This is a genomic window from Fodinicurvata halophila (assembly GCF_042651425.1).
Taxonomy (GTDB): domain Bacteria; phylum Pseudomonadota; class Alphaproteobacteria; order Kiloniellales; family DSM-21159; genus Fodinicurvata; species Fodinicurvata halophila.
On the sequence record NZ_JBHSCW010000003.1, the window covers coordinates 658,062 to 673,191 of the forward strand.

A 15,130-nucleotide genomic window follows, 5' to 3' on the forward strand; every position below is an offset into this window, starting at 1 on the left:
TCGGACTCACCGACCGAGCCATTCGGAGATGATTTCCATCTGACTCCGGTCCATCAGTGATGGTGCATGCCCGCAACCAGATATGGTCACAGACTCCGCCTGAGGGCCGCTTTTTTCCATCTGCCGGAGCGTCTCAGCCGTCAACAGGCTGGACTCCTCACCGCGCAAGACCAGTGTGGGGCGGGAAATCCGCTTCCACTGCGGCCAGAGATCAATGTCCTGCAGCGGGTCCGTGAAAGCCTGGGCGATGGACGGGTCATAATGGAAGCGCAGTTGTCCGTCTTCACTGCGCCTAGTCGAGGTCTCGGCGATGTGTCGCCACTGGTCATCGTCGAGAGGCCCGAAACCCGAATGGACGCGGCGCAAGACCTGTTCCGCCTCCGCGATATCCGCCCAGGGTCCAACATGGCCCAGATACCCTGCAATGGCGTCCAATGCTTCAGAAGGAACGAAAGGGCCGACATCGTTGAGAACAAGGCGTCGGATTGGCGTGCCGGGTTGTGCGGCCAGCAGCAGTCCCAATAGTCCGCCCATCGAGGTTCCAATCCAGTCGACTTCTTCGACATCCAGCCGCGCCAGAAGCGCTACCATGTCCGAAACATACTGCGGCAAGCCGTAGTCCGAGGCCTCGGAGAGCCAGTCACTGAGCCCGCGTCCAACAATGTCCGGGCAGGCAGACGCCCAGCCTTCCTCCAGAAGGTGACTGGCGAGGGCATCGAAATCCCGGCCGGTGCGCGTCAGGCCGTGCACGCAAACCGCCATGCGACGACTGTCTTCCCGTCGACGCTCATAAGCGGCGAGCCGATGAAACCCCGCAGAGGACAATCCTCGGGACCAGGAGATTTTGAATTCAGGATTTTCCCTATACATCAGCGTATTATTTTGTTTTCTTTAGAAGTGACTTTACTTCCGAGGCCAAAACAATCCGACCCTCGTTCACATAAACCTCGTGGTTCTTCTCAAGTTCATCCGGCCGGTAGCCGTAGTTCACCATAATCCCCAAGGATTGCCTCAGCCCTCGGGTGGAACTGTCGCCCAGCCAATTGATCCGCTCCAGCCGCGCGCCATTGCGAAGATGAAAGCGCGCCACCGGGTCCAATGGCTGACCGTCCTGCCGTTTTTCGTGGAAATAGCGTGCCGTCAGCCCAAGCAATGGCTCCTTAACCGCCTCCGCAACATCATCCTGCAACAGAGTTTCGGGATGAGCCAGGAACACCTGAAGGGCTTCAGCGGATTTGCCTTTACCGGTTGCTTCGCAAAGCGCCTTGCGCTGGTCGGTCGGCAGGAGAGCTCCGATCCGTTCATCCGAAAGACTCTTCAGCCATCCCGACAAGCCTGGTACCGGCGAGAGTGTCGCATACCTGCGCACCTGCGGCATTTCCGTTTGCAGCCGCTGTACGACCAGCTTGATCAGGTATTCGCCAAAAGCGATTCCCTGCAACCCCTTTTGGGTGTTCGAGATCGAGTAGAAGATGGCGGTATCGGCCCGGGAGGTATCAAAGGCTGGCGCCGCTTCATCCAGCAGGTGCTGGATACTGCCGGCCAGGCCATCGCCCAGGGCAACCTCGACGAAGGCCAGCGGTTCCTCAGGCATGCGGGGATGGAACAGCGCGTAGCAGCGCCGATCGGAATCCAGGCGATTGCGCAAGTCGTCCCAGGAACGAATTTCATGGACAGCTTCATAGGCAATCAGCTTTTCGAGTAGCGCCGCGCTGGACTTCCAGGTGATCCGCTCGAGATCGAGGAAACCAGGATCGAACCAGGAGGATAGAAGGTCCTTCAGATGGGCATTGAGCGCTTCCGTGGCAGGATCCCGTTCCTCAAGCGCCAATATATCGGCCCGCATGTCTACCAGAAACTTGACGCCATTCGGCAAGCTATTGAAGAGCCTTAGTATTCTTATGCTATCCGGAGTCAGTGCCGCCTTGAGCTCCCGTTCGGCCAGGTAATGCGCCTGACTGTCCTCGGGATTGTCCTCCAGCTTACCGAGGGCCGACTGCACGGCTTCGCGTCGAACCCCGAAATCGCGGGCCAGCACCTTAAGGAACTCTTCCCGCCCCTTCGCTGTCTGATGCAGATAGAGACGCCCCAGGTCGGCGGCCCGAGCCCGAGCCGAAACTTCTCCGCCCGGTGCCTCCAGGCAGGCGGTAAGATGCTTTTTCAGAGCTGTGATGTCGGACTTGGTCGGTTTCTGGAGATCCAGGTTCATGCCCTTAGCACCAGAGAAGGCAACTTCTTTCCAGTTTCGAGACAAACGCTCCCATGCGCGTTCGAAAAAGGAGGTGCTGTTGCCATTCCTTGCCATGGGCTCAAACTCCGTCTTGCATGCCTGACATCGCCTTACGAGACTGATATGTAATCGGTTCGGCTACGTGCCAAAAGACCTGAACTGCTCCAAGAACAAGCGTAGCGTCCTGTGACAGGATTACGGGTCCAGCAAGGGAGGCTTCCATGAAATGGTCACGGGACATATCTGTGGTGGGTTGCCACGCCGAAGGCGAGGTCGGACGGGTGATCACAGGGGGCGTCCTGCCGCCACCAGGCGAAACCCTCTTCGAGCAGAAAACCCATTTGCAGAACCAAGGCGATGACCTGAGACGCTTCCTGATAAAGGAGCCGCGCGGCGGCGCCTTCGTCCACTGCAATCTGGTCGTCCCACCCCGCAGTCCCGAGACCCAGGCCGGCTTCATCATCATGGAACCCACGGACTATCCCCCCATGTCGGGCTCAAATTCGATCTGTGTGGCAACGGTCCTCCTGGAAACCGGCATGATCGCAATGCAGGAGCCTGTCACGCACCTCAAGCTGGATACACCCGGCGGCGTGATCGCGGTGGAAGCCGAATGTGCGGACGGGAAATGCCGAAGCGTTCGAACCACCAATGTCCCCAGTTTCGTCGTAAAGCTGGACGCCTCCTGCAAGGTTCCCGGTGTTGGCGAGATCACCCTCGACATCGCCTATGGCGGGGCCTTCTTCGCCATAGTCGATGCAAGAGCCGTGGGCCTGGATCTGACTCGGGAGAACGCCCGTCGCCTGGTGGAAACGGGAGAGGCCATCAAGGAAGCCGCTCGACAGCAGCATCCAGTGGTTCATCCAGAGAATCCGGGTATTCGCGATATTACCTTCGTGCAGTTCACGGAACCGGTGCGCGAGGGTGCGGATGGATACAAGGAGGGCCGAAATACTGTAGTGATCTCGCCCGGAAAGCTGGATCGCTCGCCTTGCGGAACCGGCACCTCGGCGCGTCTTGCCGTACTTTCGGCACGCGACGAGATCAAGCCCGGCGAAACCTATGTCAGCCGTTCCATCCTGGACACGCGCTTCATCTGCCGCATCGAGGCCGTCAGCACGCTCGATGATGGGACTGTGGCCATTGTGCCCAGCCTGAAGGGACGTGCTTGGATCACCGGACTTCACCACTATGGCCTGGACCCCGAAGATCCTTTTCCGGAAGGCTACACACTGACGGATACCTGGTATCGTGCTCTCTGATTCCTTGTTGTCGGATCCCGCCTGATGAAACACCTGCTGCGCTGGTTGCTCTACCTTTCCTGTGGAGTGGCTGCGACCCTGGTCATCGCCCTCACTATTGGCGGCCTCTGGATGTATGCCTCCCTGCCCGAGACGGACGGTGAACACGCCTTGCCCGGCCTGTCGCAACCGGTAGAGATCCTGCGTGATTCCGAGGGCCTGGTTACCATTCGAAGTGACAGCCTGGCAGAAGGGGTGTTTGCGCTCGGCTATGTGCATGCCCAGGAGCGCCTGACCCAGATGGAACTCATGCGACGTATCGGACGCGGGCGTCTGGCTGAGGTCATCGGTTCTGCCGGATTGGAAAGTGACCGCCTGATGCGCACTCTGGGGTTCGGTCGTCTCTCGGACGCGGCCGTGGCCAATCTGGAGAGCGAGACCCGCTCGCTTCTGCAATCCTATGCCGACGGGGTGAATGCCTTCCTCGAGCACCGGCAAACACCGTTGCCTTTGGAGCTGGCACTGCTGGGCATCGAGCCGGACCCTTGGCGCCCCGCGGATTCCGTGCTCTGGGGCAAGATGATGGCCATCCAGCTTTCCGGGAACTGGCGGCAGGAGCTCCGCAATGCGCGCCTGGACACGGTGCTGGAGGATTCCCAGATGCAAACGCTCTTACCGGAGCTGCCGGCCGACAGCCCGGCCACACTGGACGCCGCCCCCATGGATCTGAGCGAAACCCATGCCCTGCTATTGGAGGCCCTGCCGGAAGAAGTTCAGGCCTACCACGGAGCCAGCAATGTCTGGGCCTTGTCCGGTTCGCGAAGCGAAAGTGGATATCCCCTTCTGGCGAACGATCCGCACCTGGGCCTGCAGGCGCCAGGCACCTGGTTTCTCGCCCGCATCGAAACGCCCGAGCTGACGTTGGCCGGCGCGACCGCTCCCGGCGTGCCGCTGGTGATCATCGGGCACAACGAGCAGGCCGCCTGGGGAATTACCACAACCCACAGCGACACCCAGGATCTCGTGGTGGAAACACTCGATCCCGAAAACCCCGACGCCTACCTGACACCCGAGGGACCGCAACCCTTCGAAAGTCGCGAGGAAAGCATTCCCGTGCGGTTTGGCGACAACGAGCGTTTGAGAATACGTAACGGCCGCTTCGGTCCCGTTGTCTCCGATGTGCGGGATGGTGATGTCCTGCCGGCCGGCAATCAGAGCGTCATCGCCCTGGCCTGGCCCATCCTGCAGGAGGGAGATACGACGGCAGATTCCCTCGTGCGTCTCAACCAGGCCGCAACCTGGACGGATTTCGAGGCGGCTATGCGCCGCTTTGTCGGGCCGCAGCAGAACATTTTCTATGCCGACCGGACGGGAACGATTGGGTTCTACACTCCCGGACTTGTTCCTATTCGAGAGGGCTACGACGGCAGCCGGCCGGTCGATGCCAAGGATCGGAACGATATCTGGAGTGGTTTCATACCCTTTGAGGAACTCCCCCACGCCCGTTCTCCCGAGGGAGGCCAGCTGCTGAACGCGAACAACCGTATCGCCGGTCCTGATTATCCCCACAATCTGGGCACCCATTGGCCGGAGCCCTATCGCGCGGAACGAATCGCTTCCCTGCTGGAGCAGAAGGAAAGCCACACCCTGCAGGATATGACCGAATTGCAGAACGACCACCTTTCACTAATGGCCCGGGACCTGCTGCCACTGATGCTCGAGTTTCAGTCTGCGAACAGTCTGCAGGAGGAAGCTAAGGCACTCCTGTCCAACTGGAACGGACAAATGGCAAGGGACCAGGCGGCCCCACTGCTCTTTCAGGCCTGGTTGAAAACCCTGCAGGATGCCCTCTTTGCAGGCCCGCTCGGACGCTATTACGGTGAACTGGGATACTGGAATCCACGTGCCGTCAAGACGGTCCTCACTCGGGACAGGCAATGGTGCGAAGAGATTGCGGCCGACTGTTCAGAGTTACTGCAGGAAAGCCTGGACGAAGCTCTCGCACTCGTGTCTGTCGAAACCGCCTCGGAACTCAAGGCCTTGCAATGGCAGGACCGGCACAGAACCCATATGGCCCATCCCCTCTTCGGTCGCCTGCCCTTGCTCGGGGAGCTGGCAACAATTGACGTGGGCACGGATGGCGGAGATTTCACCATCAACAGGGGAACCCCCAGTGCACGCCAATCCAGCCTGTTCCGTCATGTTCATGGCCCGGGACTGCGGGCCGTCTTCGACCTGTCGAACCCGGACGAATCTCTTTTCATGACCGCTGCTGGCCAGAGCGGCAATCCCCTTTCTCCCTTGTTCGGAAACTTCGCCGAACCCTGGCGCGACGGACGCTACGTCAAACTTGTCGCACCCGCGCTAGAGGATGCCGATAGAATGCGGCTCACTCCCGAAACCGGAGACTGAGACAGACAAACAGGAAAGACTTTTCATGACCGTCACCCTAGAGGACATCAGCAAGGCCGCTGAGGGCATTGCCGGGGAAATCGTCCGCACCCCCGTGGTTCCTGCAGCCCGCTTGAGCGAGACACTCGGTTGCGATCTGCATCTCAAGCTGGAGAACCTGCAGTACACCGGCTCGTTCAAGGATCGAGGGGCCTGCTGGAAGCTCCTCAATCTCGGTGCGGAACAGAGCCATAAGGGCGTAATCGCCATGTCCGCCGGCAACCATGCCCAGGGCGTGGCCTATCATGCGAACCGGCTGGGCATACCCGCCACGATCGTGATGCCTGAGTTCGCCCCCTTTTCGAAGGTGGAGCGAACGCGCTCCTATGGCGCCAGAGTGGTGCAGACGGGCGAAACGATCGATGCGTCGGCCCAGGCGGCGCGCGAAATCGGCGAAGCGGAGGATCTGACCTTCGTCCACCCCTATGACGATCCACTGATCATTGCTGGCCAGGGCACCATCGGACTGGAACTGACGAGGGACATTGCTGACGCAGACTGTGTGGTGGTTCCCATCGGGGGCGGAGGACTGATCTCCGGCATCGCTACGGCAATCAAAGCCTTTAACCCGGCGACCGAGATCATTGGCGTGGAGACAGAGCTTTTCCCGTCCATGTACCAGGCAGTGAACGACCAGCCTGCAACCTCGGGGGGAACCACCCTGGCGGATGGAATCGCGGTCAAATCACCCGGCAAGCTGACACGAGCCATCATCGAAAATCTCGTCTCCGAAATACTCCTCGTGGACGAAGGCTCCCTGGAAACGGCCGTTCACTATCTGGTCGAACGCCAGAAGATTGTGGCTGAAGGCGCTGGTGCGGCCGGGGTGGCGGCGCTCTTCGCTCATCCCGAGCGCTTTCAGGGACGCAAGGTGGCCTCCATCATCTGCGGCGGGAACATCGACGTACGCCTGCTGTCCGGGGTCTTGGCCCGTGGACTGATCCGGGACGGTCGCGTCGTGCGGCTGCGCATCGAGATCATCGACCAGCCACGCCAGCTTGCCAAGCTTTCGGAGGTCATCGGTGCGGCCGGCGGCAACATTATCGAGGTCTACCACCAGCGTCTTTTTGCAGACGTGCCCGCCAAACGGGCCGACGTCGATGTTGTGGTGGAAACCCGCAACATTGAACACGTTCAGGAAATCATCTCCGCACTTGCAAACGCTGGATTCCAGAGCCGCGCTCTTTCTACCCGCTCCGTGGATGGCGGAATCTAGTGGGCCTCATGCCAGAGCGTATCGGTTCCGGAAAGTTGGTGAACCGGACGATCAGTCCCATATCTTTATGATCGATCATATGATCCCGGTCAGAAGGAGAGTGTGCGATGAGTCGGGAAAAGGACAAGAAGCCGCAGGACCCCGCAAACCAGAACGACAAACCGAAAGAGGCAGAGAAGGAAGAAGAGGAAGACCTGGACGAAGCCCTGGATGAGAGCTTTCCGGCCAGTGACCCGATCTCTCCAACTCGCCCAGATAAGACCTGATCGTCTCGTCTAGCGCTTCATATCCACTCCTCTGGAGTAGCCCGGATGCAACAAACAGGCTTCCTGCGCACGCTGATAACGGTGCTTGTTCTGTCACTGGCGACCCTGCCCGCAGCTGCCCAAGGCAACAGCCAGGGGAAAGGCCCGCCGACCAACAAGGGCCCTGGCGCGAAGCAGGAAAGACCCTCCCATGACGGTCGCGACACCGAGGAACGGCTTCTGGATGCCGCATTCACGGCTCTAGAGGTGGCCTTGATCCGGGATTACTTCGGCGAGAACGGCTATAGGACCCAGTCACTGCCTCCCGGGATTGCCAAGAACCTGGCACGCGGCAAACCCTTGCCCCCAGGCATCGCCAAGCAAGCGATTCCTGGCGATCTCCGCAGCCGGCTACCGGGACGTCAGGGCTATGAGCGGATTGTCGTCGGGAACGATGTTCTGCTGGTGACGGCAGCCACTGGTATCATCGTCGATATCCTGCGTGACGCCCTCTAAACACGCCGCCAAGCCAGGCCTCAGCTTTGCTGCCGAAACAGAGCGGGCCCCTGAGAGAGCAGCTGTTGGCAAACAGCATTCATGTCCGGAGCCTCTGCACTCAAGGAGGCACAGAGATTAGCGGCGAGTGGACGAGTCAGACTCTTGCGGCACAGCAGGTCAAGCGCCGGGCCTGCGCCGCGATGGATATCGCGCAGCACGGCAGGACTGAAAGCGCCCACAGTATCAAAAACAGGGAAACCAAGAATATTGTATTGGGCTGTCAAAAACTTCGGCCCGATGATCTGCGGGGGCACTCCGCCACTAACGCGCCCCATGATCACGAGACAGGCATGGATATAGAAATCCAGGAAGACGTTGTCGCGCCGAAACAGGCAGACGGCATTATGGATGTTGCGATGCGCCTTCAGTCCACGACCGTCCTGAGCGGGCTGGACCCACACTTCACGTCCAAAAGCGTAGCCGGGATCTTCTGAAAGACTGAGATCCATGGTTTCGGGTGCAAACACCAGGGTGTCGGCATCGAACCAGATTGCCTGGTCCGCGCCATCTGCAAGAAGCTCGCGTGCCACTAGCAGACGCCCAAGGTCGGCCATGATCTGGCGGCGCCCTCCGGAGTTTTCGACGAACCAGTTCGGCACGCGATCCAGCAGGTCATCACCGTAGAACCGGTACACATGCCCCCGGGTTTCGGCCCAGTCGCGTACGCTCTGCATGCAGAGATCAATCCATTCGGGCCTGTCCGCCTCTCGGTGAGACTGAAAAACCACCGTCTTCATCTCGATTTCCCATGCTGGGGAGGCCCGGGGGCGCAATGGACGCCGGAAAATGGTGACCCCGGCAGGATTTGAACCTGCGACCTAGTGCTTAGAAGGCACTTGCTCTATCCAGCTGAGCTACGGGGTCGTGATACCGTCCGGCTCTCGGTCAATGTGTCCAGCGCAACAGCCGAGTATACTTGAAATTGTCAGCATAGGCCTTTGGGTGAACCGCGCGTTCGCGCTGCTTGTCCACCGTGTACATATAGCCCTTTTTCTGGGCATAGTCCTCGGCTTCCTCGCGCGTATCGAACCAGATGCGCAACTGCTGGCGCGTATCGCGTGACGAGCTCCACCCCATGAGCGGCTCGATCGACGAGGATTCCTGTGGCTCGAATTCCAGTACCCAGCGCTTGGTCAGCGCACGACCCGACTGCATTGCGGTCTTGGGCATCTGATAGATACGAACCTGCATGACATACCCCGTCTCTCGTTTCCGAAACCGACGCGGCATTCATCCGCTCCGCCGGTCACCAGATTGCAAAACATGGTCGGGGCGGCAGGATTTGAACCTGCGACCCTCTGCTCCCAAAGCAGATGCGCTACCAGACTGCGCTACGCCCCGAACCGGTCGCCGTGCAAATTATGCGTTCGACCGGGGACTGGCAAGCATGAGACTCATGTATTTACGGCGTGCCGGTCTTTTCCGTTGGTCCGTTTTGGGATACACCCCTTTGCAACAGGACAATCGGGATAGTCATGAGCGAGAATCTACTCCAAGCGGATCCAGCCAGGCCCCTGCCCCCGGAAGTCGATCGCAGGCGAACCTTTGCCATCATTTCCCACCCGGACGCAGGCAAGACCACGCTGACCGAGAAACTTCTGCTGTTCGGCGGCGCCATCCAGCTGGCCGGCGCGGTCAAGGCGCGCGGCGCTCAGCGGCGTGGCGCGCATTCCGATTGGATGAAGGTGGAACGCGAACGCGGGATCTCCGTCGGGACCTCGGTCATGACCTACGACTACGGGGACAACACCTTCAACCTGCTCGACACACCGGGTCACGAGGATTTCTCCGAGGACACCTATCGCACGCTGACGGCCGTGGATTCCGCGGTCATGGTTCTCGATGCCGCCAAGGGTATCGAGGCCCAGACCCTGAAGCTCTTCGAGGTCTGCCGGCTGCGCAACGTTCCGATTATCACCTTCATCAACAAGCTGGACCGGGAAAGCCGTGATCCCTTCGAATTGCTCGAGGAGATCGAGGAGAAGCTCGCGCTCTCCGTCACACCGGCCAGCTGGCCGATCGGCACAGGGCGACATTTCAAGGGCTGCTACGACCTGTTCAAGGATCAGTTGATCCTGCTCGAGCGCAGCAAGGGCGAACGCCCCGACGAAGGCGAGACCTGCAAGGGTGTGGATGACCCGAAACTGGACGAACTGCTGCCCGCGGATACGCTGGCCGAGTTCCGCGAAGGCGTCGAGATGGCGCGCGGGCTTTGCCCCGAGTTCGACCTTAAGGAATACCTGGGCGGGCATCAGACGCCCGTGTATTTCGGAAGCGCCATCAACAACTTCGGGGTGCGCGAGCTGCTGGAAGGCGTGGGGCAGTTGGCCCCTCCACCGCGCCCACAGCTCGCCTCCGAACGCATGGTCCAGCCCTCCGACCCAAAGGTTTCCGGGTTTGTCTTCAAGATCCAGGCGAACATGGATCCCAGGCATCGCGATCGCATTGCCTTCGTCCGGCTGGCCTCCGGCCACTTCAAGCGCGGCCTGAAGATGAAGCAGATCCGCACCGGAAAGACGCTCAACATCCACAATCCGCTGCTGTTCCTGGCCCAGGACCGGGAACTGGCCGAGGAAGCCTGGGCCGGCGACGTCATCGGCATTCCCAATCACGGCAACCTGCACCTGGGCGACAGTCTGACCGAAGGTGAGGAATTGCACTTCAAGGGGCTGCCGGCCTTTGCTCCGGAACTGTTGCAGAAGGTTCGTCCCAAGGACCCCATGAAAGCCAAGCATCTCGGGCGCGCCCTGCAGCAGTTGGCAGAGGAAGGAGCGGCCCGCGTGTTCAAGCCGATGATGGGGGCCGACTGGATTGTCGGCGTCGTGGGGTCCCTGCAGTTCGATGTCATGGCGGATCGTATCCGCACCGAGTACGATATCCCGGTGATTTTCGAACCGACTATCTATTTCACGGCCCGATGGCTGGAGGCTGACGACCCAGCAGTCATCAAGGGATTCGTCGAGTCCAACCGCTCCAATGTGGCCGAGGACCATGAAGGCGAGCTGGTCTTCATGGCCCGGAATGCCTGGCATCTGCAGGACGCACAGGACACCTACCCTGCCGTGAGGTTCCTCGCCACACGGGATGGTGCTGTCTGAAGGCAGGCCCACGGAAGAGCGCACACAGAATAGAGAGAAGTCATGTCGACCGAGCACGTCTCCGTAACTCCTGAGCTGTTCAACTACATACGCCAGGTTTCCCTGCGGGAAACCGATCTGCGGCGCGAGCTGCGCGAGGAAACGGCAGGGCTGCCCGAAGCTCAAATGCAGATTCTGCCCGAACAAGGCCAGTTCATGGCCCTCCTGCTTCGCCTCATGGGAGCGCGAAAAGGCCTGGAGGTCGGCACTTTCACCGGCTATAGCGCCCTGTGTTTCGCGGAAGTCCTGCCCGAAAACGGACATCTCGTCTGCTGTGACGTCAGCGCGGAATATACGGGCATTGCGCAACGCTATTGGGAAAGGTCGGGGCTCCGCCACAAGATGGACCTGCGGCTGGCACCTGCCTTGGAGACCCTCGATCAACTGATCGCGAACGGCGAACAGGAAACGTACGACTTCTGCTTCCTGGACGCCGACAAGGAAAACTACACGAGCTATTACGAGAAGGCGTTGGAACTTCTGCGCCCCGGTGGCCTGCTGATGGCCGACAATGTCCTCTGGAGTGGACGCGTAGCAGCAGAAAGCAGCGACCAGAGCAAGGCGACACAAGCCCTGAAGCTTTTCAACAACCAGCTGGCTGGCGATAGGCGAATCGAGCTCTCCCTGTTGCCCTTTGCCGACGGCCTGACGCTCGTGGTGAAGAAATAATCTCGGATTACCTCAAGCCTGATTTCACTTCACTGGAGAGCCGGGTGGTGAACCTGATCGCCTTCGTCAATCCCGAGACGCTGAGTCACCCCTGCATTGACCTCCAGAACGGCCTTTGCCGGCCCTCCTGAGGGAATCGACGTAGTCGATTCCGGTATAGTCCGTTGGGCTATTCGAACGATCTGACCGCCCTCGTCGATGAATATGATATCCAACGGGATGAGAGTGTTTTTCATCCACATGGAGATGCGCTGCGATCTGGGATAAAGGAAAAACATCCCAGTGCCCTCTTCCAGGGAACGTCTGAACATCAGACCCTGGGCACGCTCCGCATTCGTGTCCGCGAGCTCCACCTCGAACTCATGGGTCTCACCGGTCGCAGTTTCGATGGTCAGTTGCGAGCGCTCTGCCTCCTGCGCCACGACCGGCAGCCCGAGGATGATAATGACAGAGAGTGTAAAGAAAACCTTACAAGCTTTTTTAAACATTCATCTTTCCTCAGGAGAGAACCTGACGCGCGGCATTTCTGACTTCCTCGCGAACCGAACCATAGCGAGGGCGATCCGCAAGTGTGGTGAACCAGACCTCAGGTGGATTCCGCCCACGGCTGTGTCGCCACTGCAAGCCTGACAGGATATCACGGGCTGCCGACGGAAGGCTCTCTGGAATTTCCAAACCGTTCAGTGTCGCCCAGACCCCGACCCAGGCACGAGCTACGGACCAGGGATTGTAGCCGCCTCCTCCCAGAACCAGGAGACGCCGCGTCTGGAAAGTCAGCGCGGCAACCGTGCTCCAGAGCGACTGATTGGACAAAGAAAGACGGCTCAGTGGATCATCTTCCAAGGCATCCGCGCCGCACTGAAGCACGATGACTTCCGGCCCCACACGATCGATCAACGGCAGAACCGCCGCCTCCAAGAGGAAAGCGAATTCACTGTCATTGAATCCTTCGGGCACCGGAATGTTCCGTGCGTGGCCGCCCGCCCTGTCCTGAAGGCCGCCAGGGCCAGGCCTGGTCCCCGCTTTTCTGTCCATGGGCCAGCGATTGGCTTCATGTATGGAAAGAGTAAAGACACGCGGATCGGCATGAAAGGCATCCTGGACACCATCTCCGTGATGCGCATCGATATCCAGGTAGAAAACGGAGCCGATCCCCCTGTCCAGCAGAGAGAGGATGGCCAGAACCGGATCGTTGAAATAGCAAAAGCCACTGGCGCGGGCCGGTCGTCCATGATGCGTTCCACCCGCCGGGCTGTAAACGGGAATACCTTCGAGAAGCCAGTCGGCCGCCGCGATCGAAGCACCGCAGGCAGTCGCCGGCCGCCTGAAGATTTCTGGGAAGACAGGATTGCCGTTCACCCCCAGGGCAAAGCGCTTCTTGACCTCCTCGCTGCAATGCTGTGTCTCTTCGGCCCGTTGAACAGCGGCAATGTAATCGGGGCTGTGGAAACGAGCCAGTTGATCCGGAGTGGCTCGCGGACTGTCGATGTAGACCTCCTCCGGAAGCCAGCCCAGAGCCCGGCAAAGATCCATGCAGGTCGACACGCGCGGAATTGCCAGGGGATGCAAGCGCCCGTAACTGGAATGCCGGTAGATCTCACTGCCGATGAAGCGTGGTGATGCCTGTTGTCCCTCCATGTGCGCCTATTTAACTCGGTTGACGTGCAAAGCAAACGAACCGCTTGGCAAAGTTGGGCCGAAGCGGGCATAGTTTGCACCGAAATTCACCGGGGGAGCCAGTCCTGGCTGAGAGGCGCCTGCGGGCGCGACCCCAGAACCTGAACCGGTTCATGCCGGCGTAGGAAGTGTGTCCACACATGTCTTCACCCGCCATATCCCTCGACAGGATCAGCCTTTCGTTCAAGAGGGCCTTTCTGTTCCATGAGTTCAGTCTCGAGATCCCCGGCGGCCAGACAACCTGTCTGTTGGGGCCGTCCGGGGTGGGCAAGAGCAGTCTGCTGCGACTCATCGCTGGACTCGAGGCTCGGGACAGTGGAACCGTGACCTGTGAAGGCGCACTGCCCTTGCGGGGCAATTTCTCCTATATGGCCCAGCAGGATCTTCTGTTGCCCTGGCTGAGACTGCGGGAAAATGTCTCTCTGAGTGACCGGCTCCAGGGGCGGGCACCCGATCCGGGACGAGCCGAAGGGCTCATCCGACGGGTCGGCCTGGCCGGCCACGAGGACAAGCGGCCCGCCGCTCTCTCAGGTGGAATGCGCCAGCGCGCGGCCCTGGCCCGCACGCTTTATCAGGAGCGCGACATAATCCTGATGGACGAGCCATTCTCCGCCGTCGATTCCATTACCCGACTGGAATTGCAGGACTTGGCCGCCGAGGTTTTTCACGACCGCACTGTCTTGCTGGTAACCCACGACCCTCTCGAGGCCTTGCGTCTCGGACATCAGCTTCTGGTCCTGGCCGGCCAGCCTGTGGAAATCACTCAGCGCATCGCCCCAACGGGAAATCCGCCGAGGGACACGGGAGCCGAGGAAATGCCGGAACTGCACAAGCTGCTGATCGACAGCCTGCGTAGAGCTCACGCTCAGGCGATGGATAGACAACGAGAAGGCCAGAGCGTGGAATGATCCCCATTCATCTCAGACAGAAACTCAGGCCTCTGGTCATACTGCTGGGACTGATCGTCATCTGGCAGGCTGCTGTCTGGCTGACAGGAGCACCCGCATATATCCTGCCGTCTCCGCAACAGGTTGGCTTGGTGCTGGTCGAGCGATGGCAGAGTCTGGCCTGGAATGCGGGGATAACGCTCAGCGAAATCCTGCTGGGCTTCCTGCTAGGCACCATCATCGGTCTCTGTTCGGCCCTGCTGATTGCGGCATTCAGACCACTGCGGCTATGGCTTCTGCCGCTGCTCGTGGTCAGCCAGGCCATTCCGGTATTCGCATTGGCCCCGATTCTCGTGCTCTGGCTGGGCTACGGCATGGCCAGCAAGATTGCGATGGCCAGCCTGATCATCTTCTTTCCCGTGACGACGGCCTTCTACGATGGTCTGCGCCGCACCGAACCGGGATGGCTGGATCTTGCCCGAACTTGCGGCGCATCCAACTGGGCAACCTTTCGACACATCCGTATTCCTGCGGCGCTCCCCGCCCTCGCCTCGGGACTTCGTGTGGCGGCGGCTGTGGCCCCGATCGGGGCCATCATCGGCGAATGGGTCGGGGCCAGTGCCGGCCTGGGACACCAGATGCTGAATGCCAATGCCCGCATGCAGGTTGATGTCATGTTCGCGGCACTGGCGGTCCTGGCCGCACTGGCACTTGGCCTCTATTTCCTGATCGATCGCGTTTGCCGGTGGGCCTTGCCCTGGTCGGCCGAAGCCATCCAGCCATGAACTTTACGTGTGGTGCGACCGCTTCCTGGCCGAC

At 60.1% G+C, this 15,130-nt stretch carries 15 protein-coding genes, 2 tRNA genes and 1 riboswitch; of the genes, 9 read left to right on the top strand and 8 right to left on the bottom strand.

Annotated elements, in window-relative coordinates:
• Positions 1-6: 6 nt before the first annotated feature.
• Positions 7-762 (bottom strand): alpha/beta fold hydrolase, encoded by a 756-nt coding sequence (locus tag ACFOW6_RS07910; RefSeq protein ID WP_382421796.1) that lies wholly within the window; start codon positions 760-762, stop codon positions 7-9.
• A 115-nt stretch (positions 763-877) separates the two neighbouring features.
• Entirely contained in the window at positions 878-2,209 is a 1,332-nt protein-coding gene (locus ACFOW6_RS07915) for a malonyl-CoA decarboxylase (RefSeq protein WP_382421797.1), read from the bottom strand.
• Between the two features lie 242 nt (positions 2,210-2,451).
• Here ACFOW6_RS07915 and ACFOW6_RS07920 point away from each other — a divergent pair, with 242 nt between their 5' ends.
• The 5 genes from ACFOW6_RS07920 (at position 2,452) to ACFOW6_RS07940 (ending at position 7,899) form a co-directional block, all read left to right on the top strand.
• On the top strand, positions 2,452-3,492 hold the full coding sequence (locus ACFOW6_RS07920) for a proline racemase family protein (protein WP_382421798.1): 1,041 nt from the start codon (positions 2,452-2,454) through the stop codon (positions 3,490-3,492).
• A gap of 24 nt (positions 3,493-3,516) precedes the next feature.
• A complete protein-coding gene (locus ACFOW6_RS07925) occupies positions 3,517-5,883 on the top strand; it encodes a penicillin acylase family protein (protein ID WP_382421799.1) in 2,367 nt (788 codons plus the stop codon).
• A 25-nt stretch (positions 5,884-5,908) separates the two neighbouring features.
• On the top strand, positions 5,909-7,138 hold the full coding sequence (locus tag ACFOW6_RS07930; protein ID WP_382421800.1) for a threonine ammonia-lyase: 1,230 nt from the start codon (positions 5,909-5,911) through the stop codon (positions 7,136-7,138).
• Between the two features lie 107 nt (positions 7,139-7,245).
• On the top strand, positions 7,246-7,404 hold the full coding sequence (locus tag ACFOW6_RS07935; RefSeq protein ID WP_382421801.1) for a hypothetical protein: 159 nt from the start codon (positions 7,246-7,248) through the stop codon (positions 7,402-7,404).
• A 45-nt stretch (positions 7,405-7,449) separates the two neighbouring features.
• Positions 7,450-7,899: an anti-virulence regulator CigR family protein gene (locus ACFOW6_RS07940; RefSeq protein ID WP_382421802.1), complete on the top strand. Its 450-nt coding sequence runs from the start codon at positions 7,450-7,452 to the stop codon at positions 7,897-7,899.
• A gap of 20 nt (positions 7,900-7,919) precedes the next feature.
• Here ACFOW6_RS07940 and ACFOW6_RS07945 read toward each other — a convergent pair whose 3' ends face one another.
• The 4 genes from ACFOW6_RS07945 to ACFOW6_RS07960 form a co-directional block, all read right to left on the bottom strand.
• On the bottom strand, positions 7,920-8,678 hold the full coding sequence (locus ACFOW6_RS07945) for a hypothetical protein (protein ID WP_382421803.1): 759 nt from the start codon (positions 8,676-8,678) through the stop codon (positions 7,920-7,922).
• 50 nt (positions 8,679-8,728) lie between these two features.
• A tRNA-Arg gene (locus ACFOW6_RS07950) sits at positions 8,729-8,805 on the bottom strand.
• Positions 8,806-8,826: 21 nt separating this feature from the next.
• Complete coding sequence (locus ACFOW6_RS07955; protein ID WP_382421804.1) at positions 8,827-9,132, bottom strand: ETC complex I subunit; 306 nt, start codon at positions 9,130-9,132, stop codon at positions 8,827-8,829.
• 73 nt (positions 9,133-9,205) lie between these two features.
• Positions 9,206-9,282 (bottom strand) — tRNA-Pro (locus ACFOW6_RS07960).
• 134 nt (positions 9,283-9,416) lie between these two features.
• Between ACFOW6_RS07960 and ACFOW6_RS07965 the strand changes: the two genes are divergently transcribed.
• Together ACFOW6_RS07965 and ACFOW6_RS07970 are read left to right on the top strand one after the other, a co-directional pair.
• Entirely contained in the window at positions 9,417-11,039 is a 1,623-nt protein-coding gene (locus ACFOW6_RS07965) for a peptide chain release factor 3 (RefSeq protein ID WP_382421805.1), read from the top strand.
• Between the two features lie 42 nt (positions 11,040-11,081).
• The gene (locus ACFOW6_RS07970; protein ID WP_382421806.1) at positions 11,082-11,747 is read left to right on the top strand and encodes an O-methyltransferase; all 666 of its coding nucleotides are present in this window, start codon (positions 11,082-11,084) and stop codon (positions 11,745-11,747) included.
• A 29-nt stretch (positions 11,748-11,776) separates the two neighbouring features.
• On the opposite strand, the gene ACFOW6_RS07975 is transcribed toward ACFOW6_RS07970, so the two are convergent.
• Complete coding sequence (locus ACFOW6_RS07975) at positions 11,777-12,235, bottom strand: DUF192 domain-containing protein (protein WP_382421807.1); 459 nt, start codon at positions 12,233-12,235, stop codon at positions 11,777-11,779.
• A gap of 10 nt (positions 12,236-12,245) precedes the next feature.
• Complete coding sequence (locus ACFOW6_RS07980; RefSeq protein WP_382421808.1) at positions 12,246-13,385, bottom strand: acetoin utilization protein AcuC; 1,140 nt, start codon at positions 13,383-13,385, stop codon at positions 12,246-12,248.
• Positions 13,386-13,466: 81 nt separating this feature from the next.
• Positions 13,467-13,570, top strand: a riboswitch (TPP riboswitch).
• Between ACFOW6_RS07980 and ACFOW6_RS07985 the strand changes: the two genes are divergently transcribed.
• A complete protein-coding gene (locus tag ACFOW6_RS07985) occupies positions 13,565-14,332 on the top strand; it encodes an ABC transporter ATP-binding protein (RefSeq protein WP_382421809.1) in 768 nt (255 codons plus the stop codon). Its footprint overlaps the riboswitch before it by 6 nt.
• The gene (locus ACFOW6_RS07990) at positions 14,329-15,096 is read left to right on the top strand and encodes an ABC transporter permease (RefSeq protein ID WP_382421810.1); all 768 of its coding nucleotides are present in this window, start codon (positions 14,329-14,331) and stop codon (positions 15,094-15,096) included. Before ACFOW6_RS07985 ends, ACFOW6_RS07990 begins: the two co-directional genes overlap by 4 nt.
• Positions 15,097-15,130 lie beyond the last annotated feature (34 nt).